At 58.3% G+C, this 6869-nt stretch carries 6 protein-coding genes; all 6 read right to left on the reverse strand.

Features of this window, described 5'->3' with window-relative positions; translation table 11 throughout:
* Nucleotides 1–19 precede the first annotated feature (19 nt).
* From JWR17_RS19665 to JWR17_RS19690, 6 genes are read right to left on the reverse strand one after another with little or no spacing between them, the layout of a single operon-like run.
* Nucleotides 20–1357: a BatD family protein gene (locus JWR17_RS19665; RefSeq protein ID WP_299833954.1), complete on the reverse strand. Its 1338-nt coding sequence runs from the start codon at nucleotides 1355–1357 to the stop codon at nucleotides 20–22.
* Nucleotides 1354–2961: a VWA domain-containing protein gene (locus JWR17_RS19670; RefSeq protein WP_299833955.1), complete on the reverse strand. Its 1608-nt coding sequence runs from the start codon at nucleotides 2959–2961 to the stop codon at nucleotides 1354–1356. The genes JWR17_RS19665 and JWR17_RS19670 overlap by 4 nt, the downstream gene beginning before the upstream one ends.
* A 1-nt stretch (nucleotide 2962) precedes the next feature.
* The gene (locus JWR17_RS19675) at nucleotides 2963–3955 is read right to left on the reverse strand and encodes a VWA domain-containing protein (RefSeq protein WP_299833956.1); all 993 of its coding nucleotides are present in this window, start codon (nucleotides 3953–3955) and stop codon (nucleotides 2963–2965) included.
* Nucleotides 3942–4442 carry a DUF4381 domain-containing protein gene (locus JWR17_RS19680; protein WP_299833957.1) on the reverse strand — a complete coding sequence of 167 codons (501 nt, stop codon included), beginning with the start codon at nucleotides 4440–4442 and terminating at the stop codon, nucleotides 3942–3944. Before JWR17_RS19680 ends, JWR17_RS19675 begins: the two co-directional genes overlap by 14 nt.
* A complete protein-coding gene (locus tag JWR17_RS19685; RefSeq protein WP_299833958.1) occupies nucleotides 4439–5389 on the reverse strand; it encodes a DUF58 domain-containing protein in 951 nt (316 codons plus the stop codon). The genes JWR17_RS19680 and JWR17_RS19685 overlap by 4 nt, the downstream gene beginning before the upstream one ends.
* A 14-nt stretch (nucleotides 5390–5403) precedes the next feature.
* Nucleotides 5404–6381, reverse strand: a complete 978-nt coding sequence (locus JWR17_RS19690) for a MoxR family ATPase (RefSeq protein WP_299833959.1) — start codon at nucleotides 6379–6381, stop codon at nucleotides 5404–5406.
* Nucleotides 6382–6869 lie beyond the last annotated feature (488 nt).

The raw sequence follows: 6869 nt of genomic DNA on the forward strand, positions 1-6869 counted from the left end.
ACCCGAGGGTTGATGCCAGTCATGGGAGTTCCTTTTTTTGACTGGGATTAAGCGGGCGCAAGTGAAAGCGCGCTGCGTTGTGTCGCGGGTGTAAAGCAGATCGGTCACGCAGCTTGGGTAATTCGTTCTTCAACTGTTGCAGGGCGCGCGGGCCATCGGGCTTTTGGCCATAACAGGCGCGAAGCAATCGTTGCAGATGCAGGCTCAGCGGTGATTGAGGCGAATCGACCAGGCCCAGTAGGCCGAGTTGTTGCTGACTGCGATGGGCCCAGAGATACAGGGCGCTGAGTTGGGGAGGGGATTGCTCCAGTTGCTCCGGAATCTGCTGCCAGGCGTAATCGGCAGAGGCCAGCCAGGTTAACTGTCGGGCGCTGCGCCAGCCTTGCCAGCAATGCCGGCCGCGCTGCCACCCTGTCCGGGCAAAGAAGCCCAATGCGCCCAGGATGATTAATGTGCAAACCAGGCCTAACCAGTGGCGTGACAGATGGAAGCGGCTTTCCTCACCCAGTTGCTGCAGGTCGGCGGCGACAGAAAATACTGGCTTAAACAGGCTGCCACTGAATGCTTCGAAGTCGATGGCGGGAACAGAGGCCATGCGCACTTGTTTGGCGTCGATGTCCCACCATTTCAGTTGTATCGCCGGAAGGCTGAACGTGCCTGGGTGGTCGATTCGGTAGCTGGCCGAATCCACACGTTGCGCACCGCTCAGGTTGCCACGGCCGTCGTCGAGGGATTTGATTTGCGGATCAGCCAAATAGCGCCGCAGGTGCTGCACCTCAACCAATGCAGGAATGGGCAGCGACAGCGCCAGTGCGCCATCGACTTGCAGCGTCAGCTCTCGGGTAATGCTGTCGCCGATGCGCAAAGGGTCGGCAGAACGTCGCAACTGTTGGCTGAAACGCAGGCCGCGGGCTGCCAGAACGGTTTCCCCGGGGCTGAATCCAGGGGGTAGTTGCGCATTAAAACTGATGGGTTCGCTGTGTGCGGTTTGTTCCGCGTTGGCTTGACCGGGCGTGACACGCACCGACAGCGCCGGGATGTCGAATGCTTGGGCCACGCTGGGCGTGATCAAGTAGGTATAGCGCAGGCCGAACAGCGTTTTGCCCTCCACGGTTTGGGTCAGGTGTTGCGCTTCGCCACCGGGTGGAATCACCGTTGCGCCGGATAATGTCAGTTCCGGCAGCTGCGGTGCGCCGGTAAACCAGGTGTCTACCAGCACGTCCACTTGCAATTGCAACGTGGCGCCGACCACTACCGGGTTACTGCCGCTCAGGTGCGCTTGAACCCGCAGTTGCGGCTCGGCGGCCCAGATGAAGGTGGACAGCAGACAGTAGGCCAACGCCCATGGGTGCTTCATGGTGCGGCCCCCGATACCTTGGCAGGTTGCGCTGCGGCCTGATCTTGCAGGCTGAATTTTTGTTTAAGAAACCGGGCCGGGGAAGTCGTCAAATTTTGCAGCCAACGCTCATCCGACGCGGCTTGTGGGGTTTGCAGTTTCCGCGTCTGGCCTTTGCCCGGAGCTTTATCGAACTTGACCTCGTCGGGTTTTATCTCAGGGGCGTCTTGCTGCGCTTGTTCATAGTCTTTTTGCAGGGCGACGGCCAAGGCTAGGTTGGCTGACGCCTCAGGGAAGGAATTTTGCAGTTTCAGTGCGTGGGTGTAAGCCGCAATGGCTTGATCGAATTTGAAGCGGCGGGTGTAGATGTTTCCCAGGTAAAAATAGGCCGGCGCAGTGTCCAGTTGAGCAAAGCTCGCCAGTGCCAAATCGTAATCGGCAGCGTTGTAGGCGGCGATGGCTTTCCAATACGGGTTGGAAAACTCTGTGGCCGCAACGGGGAAGTGCCGATGTTCAAAATCCCAGCGGCCTTGCTGGTCAGGGGTGAAAAACGCGTCGGTCAACGCTCCGGCCTGAACGGTTGCGGGTTGCAAAGTGAAACCGAGTGAAAACAGCAGAGCGGCGGCCCAGTTCAGGCTCCATCCACGTCGTACGCTGAAAAATGCAATCAGCAACAGTGGCCAGCTCAGCCAGTAACCGACATCTTTCCATTGCAGAGGGTGTTGTTGATCGCTGGCAGACTGAAAATGCCGTTGCGCGTGCAGCTCAATCCAGTCCAGATCGTCGTGGGTGTCAGGGTTCAAGCTGCCAAGCGGGGCATCGGTAACGTTAGCCAGTTGTTTCAATCCCTGGGCGTCGAAACGGCCAATGATCGGGCGGCCGTTGCTGTCGGTACGTATCTGCCCCGATGGGTCGTGAACAATTCCGCCTTGTGCGCTGCCAACGGCCAGAATCAGCACCTGCAGTTGGCTGTCGTCCAACTGTTTGCCCAGCGTCGGAAACTGGGTCGCATCGGCGCCATCGGTGATCAGCAGCAGCGAACCGGGTTGTTTTTCCGCCGTTAACAAGCGCTGGGCCTGGTCGATAACCGCAGAGGCATTTTTGCCTTGGCGCTCGATCAGCCCGCTAGACAGGGCCTGTACAAAACTGTCGAGCAGCGCTGGGTCGTCGGTGGGCGGAAGTACCAAATGCGCGCTGCCGGCATAAACCATCAGTCCGGTACGAGCGCCTTTGCGCCGCTGGATAAGGTCTTGAATTTTGTGTTTCGCCGCTTCAAGGCGCGTGGGTTTAACGTCGTCGGCGTCCATGGAGGGCGACAAGTCCAGCGCGACGATCAATGGCGCCAGGTTCTCGAGAAAGTCCGGTCGATCCTGTTCCCATGTTGGCCCGGCCGCCGCCAGGGCGCCAATGATCAAAAGGGAACTGGCCACATGCATCGGACGCAACCAGTGTGAGTCTTGCGGGGTGGTTAATAGATGAGGCAATAAGTGTTCAGCAATGTTGCCGCGCAAACGACGTTGCAGGTCATGGCATCGACGCCATATCAATGGCAGCGCGATTCCGGCCAATGCTAATAACAGCCAAACGGGACGCAGAACATGCAGCTGACTGAGATCGATATCCATCTCAGCCCTCCCGCGCAGTAGAGGGTGCCACCAGGCGTGTGCTCAGCAGGGCGATCAGGTGGTAGACAAACAGCAGCATAATGGCGGCGCCCAACGGCCACCAAAATAAGTCACGTTTGGGTTGATGGCTGAACACCTTCACCTGATGAGGGGTGATTTGGTCGAGGGTGGCGTATACCTCATCCAGTCCATGCAGGTTCTCGGCACGGAAAAATTGTCCGCCAGTGGCGGCAGCAATGCGTTGCAGCGCTTGCAGATTGACTTTGTCCTCACCGGTGCCATTGGGGTCACCAATGCCGATGGTATGAATAACTACACCTTTGGCCGCGGCTATGGACGCCGCATGGTCGGGGGTGATGGCGCTGCTGGTATCGTTGCCGTCGGTCAACAGGATCACGACTTTCTGCGGCTCCTTGGCTTGGTCGAGGAGTTTCAAACTCAAACCGATGGCATCGCCGATGGCGGTGTTGGGACCTGCCATGCCGATCCCGGTTTCATCCAGCAGAATCGACAGGCTGCTGTGATCCAGGGTCAAGGGCGCCTGGGGGTATGCACCGGTGCCGAATACGATTAAACCGAGGCGATCATCCTTGCGCTGATCGATGAAGCCATGCACCACCTGCTTGACCGCCGTCAGCCGGTTGATTTGCTGTCCATCGCTGCCGGTGAAATCGGCGGTTTCCATGGACTGCGAAATATCGATCGCCAACATCAGGTCGCGCACCGGTTGCTGGCGTTCGATAGGTTGTTCAATCCACACCGGGCGTGACACTGCTATTAATAGCAGCGACCAGACCAGTACGTTGAGCAGCAGTTGCCGCAGGTTGTGGCCGCTACCGGGTTGATTGGGGGTTTGTCCAACGGCCAGGCTCATGGCGGCGAAAAACGGTACGCGGACAGCGTTGCGGGCTTCTCGGTAATCAGGCAGGTAGCGGTAGCCAATCCACGGCAATGGCAGCAGAAGCAACAGCCATGGGTAATCAAGCTGCCACATGATGGTGCTCCACCCAGCGTTGGCATTGGCTCAGCAACCGTTGGCGTTGCACGGCGGATAAAGCTTGCAGCTGTGCATCCGGCGCGTAAGCAAGGTGGGCCAGTTGTTGGCTGAAATCGGCAGGCAGCGTTTCGTGGCTGTGGCGGGCGAGGAACTGTTGCCATGCGCCGCCGCTCAGGGTGGCAACCAGGGGTTCGCCGGGCATCGACAATGCCACGCGTTTGAGCACTTCCGGCAGTTCGCGCAGGGCCGTCAGTTGGCCGCTGTCGTTGGTCAGCGCCCGCTGCAGTTGGGCAAGGCGGGCGAGGGCGTCGCGTCGGTAAGCATCGCGGTGCCATTGCTGGTAACGTCGAATGGCCCACAGTGTCAACCCCAGCACGATAATCAATAGTAACGCGGCCCAGCCCCAGGTTTGGGGCATATAGCTTACGGGGGGCGCAAGGGCCAACTCCTTCAGTTGAACAATGCTCGGCGCCGCGCTGCTCATCGTCGTGCGCCCCCACGTTTGCCCAGTTCGGCGCGCAATTGTTCCGGGGCGTCGAATTCGGTGCTGAACATCATCAGCGGTACCTGGCTGCGGCGCAGCAGCGAAGCAACGTCCTTGAGACGGCCACTGAGAAAGTCACCCAAGGGTTGCTGCACCTGTCGATGCTCGACCGCCAGCTCGACTTGCAACTGGCCTTGGGTGACCAGCAACCGGCCTTTGGCAGGAAGTTTCAGGGCCAATGGGTCATAGACTTGCATGGCGATCACATCGTTATGTGCCGCCAATTGACGCATCAGTTGCAGAGTGCGTGGACCGATGCCGGCAAAATCACTGACGATGCAGATCAGGTGATCATGACCGGCAACGTTCAAACAGTGCTGCAAGACTTTGTCGAGCTGATCTTCGCCTTCGCTGTCTGGATTTGCGGCGTCCAGCGCTTGATTCTGCTGGACCATTTTCGAGCACAACGCCTCGATGCGCTTACGGCTGCGCAGCGGGGCGAGGCTATCGATACGCTGATCGTTAAACACCAGTCCGCCGACGCGGTCACCAGCATGAAATACCGTCCACGCCGCGAGCGAGCCGAGCTTGGCGGCGAGGGCAGATTTGAAGCTGCGTTTTGAGCCAAAGAACATCGACATACGCTGATCGACCAAGATCAACGCGGGTCGGTCGCGCTCTTCGGTGAAGGTACGCACTACGGGTTTGCCGGTACGCAGCGAGGCGCGCCAGTCTAAATGCCGTAAATCATCCCCGGGTTGATAGCGCCGCAACTCATCGAAATTCAGCCCACGCCCCCGCAGCCGTGATGCATGGTTACCGGCCAAAATGCTGCCCTGTGGCTGGCGCGCTATAAAGCTCAAATCCCGAGCGTTGAACTCCAGGGCCATTAGCTGCGCCAGTGATACATACACCAAGCCATCCGGATCCTTTCGTTGAGCCTGCATGGTGCTGCTCCTTGTCAGGCGGGAATAGCCACTTTGTCCAATAGCCGCTCAAGCACCTGATCAGCCCCGACGCCATCGACGACCGCGTCGTAACTCAATTGCAGGCGGTGCCTTAATACCGGGTACAGCACGGCGCGCACGTTGTCCGGTGAGACGAAATCCTGTCCTTGCAGCCAAGCGTCGGCCCGGGCGCAACGGTCCAGGCCAATTCCACCGCGTGGGCTGGCGCCAATGGCGATCCAGCGGGCGAGGTCCGCGTCGTAGTCGCGTGGATGACGGGTGGCGTTGATCAAGTCGATGATGTAGCGATCAATGGCCGGCGAGACATGTATTGCGCCGACCTCTCTGCGTGCGGCAAATACCACGTCTTGGGCCAAAGCAAATGGGCGGGATACCTTTCCGGCTTCGATAAACTGCTCTTCTTCACGGAGTAAACGCAGCACCTGTCCCTCGTCTTCGGGTTTGGGGTAATCAAGCAACACCTTGATTAAGAAGCGGTCCATTTGCGCTTCGGGTAGCGGGTAAGTGCCTTCTTGTTCGATGGGATTTTGCGTGGCGATGACGATGAACAGTTCTGGCAGACGGTGACTTTCGCCGGCCACGGTAATTTGCCGCTCCTCCATGGCTTCCAGTAGCGCGGCCTGGACCTTGGCCGGTGCACGGTTAATCTCGTCCGCAAGGATCAAATTGCCAAACAACGGGCCTGGCTGGAAGCGAATCTGATGTTCGCCTGCGACTTGGTGCAGCACTTCAGCACCGGTGATGTCGGACGGTAAAAGGTCAGGGGTGAACTGGATGCGGCTCATTTTTGCGTCCAAGTGCTTGGCCAGGGCTTTTACAGTTCGTGTCTTGGCCAGCCCCGGCAAGCTTTCCAGCAGGACGTGACCATTGGCCAACAGCCCGATGATGATCTGACGGATCACCTGGTCTTGTCCCAACACGGCCTCGGCAATGCTGGCTTGCAGGGCATTAATGTCGCTAAGTGCCGTCATGGAGCGTTCCTTGGGAGTGAGCGGTGGACGCGTCCCAACGGAACAGGTCGTTCCTTGCTGTCTCGCTCGGGTGTTTCATCAACATAAGCGAATGAGCCGTTGAGCAGCAGAAGGGTCATGGGCGAGAAGAGCAGGGGCGAGGACTTGGGTGGTGCGGCATTTGCGGTCCATGACGAATCCTGTTTAAAGCATGAAGGTCGGAATAACCGGGATAAGAAAGGCGTAATGGCATGCTCCGGCTCCCTGCAAACGCGGTGATCCACGTGTCCGTTACAATTGGGATTGGCGGTGATCAAAAGCTAGCAGCGATCCTCCAATATTCCAGTAATTGACTGGATAATCAGAATTCTCCCGTCAATCTCAGATTAAGTTGGATTAACCCTTGACGTAACTTTTTCCGGGCCTATAATTCGCACCTCTTCCGGAGCAGATGAAACGGAAACTCCTTGGTAATCAACGAGTTAGCCAGTTCAGATGCGAGCAAGAGG

Source organism: Pseudomonas sp. (assembly GCF_028293835.1).
Taxonomy (GTDB): Bacteria; Pseudomonadota; Gammaproteobacteria; order Pseudomonadales; family Pseudomonadaceae; genus Aquipseudomonas.

Coding starts and splice junctions, on each gene's coding strand:
- JWR17_RS19665 (WP_299833954.1), bottom strand. CDS start 1,357: ATGAAGCACCCATGGGCGTTGGCCTACTGTCTGCTGTCCACCTTCATC.
- JWR17_RS19670 (WP_299833955.1), bottom strand. CDS start 2,961: ATGGATATCGATCTCAGTCAGCTGCATGTTCTGCGTCCCGTTTGGCTG.
- JWR17_RS19675 (WP_299833956.1), bottom strand. CDS start 3,955: ATGTGGCAGCTTGATTACCCATGGCTGTTGCTTCTGCTGCCATTGCCG.
- JWR17_RS19680 (WP_299833957.1), bottom strand. CDS start 4,442: ATGAGCAGCGCGGCGCCGAGCATTGTTCAACTGAAGGAGTTGGCCCTT.
- JWR17_RS19685 (WP_299833958.1), bottom strand. CDS start 5,389: ATGCAGGCTCAACGAAAGGATCCGGATGGCTTGGTGTATGTATCACTG.
- JWR17_RS19690 (WP_299833959.1), bottom strand. CDS start 6,381: ATGACGGCACTTAGCGACATTAATGCCCTGCAAGCCAGCATTGCCGAG.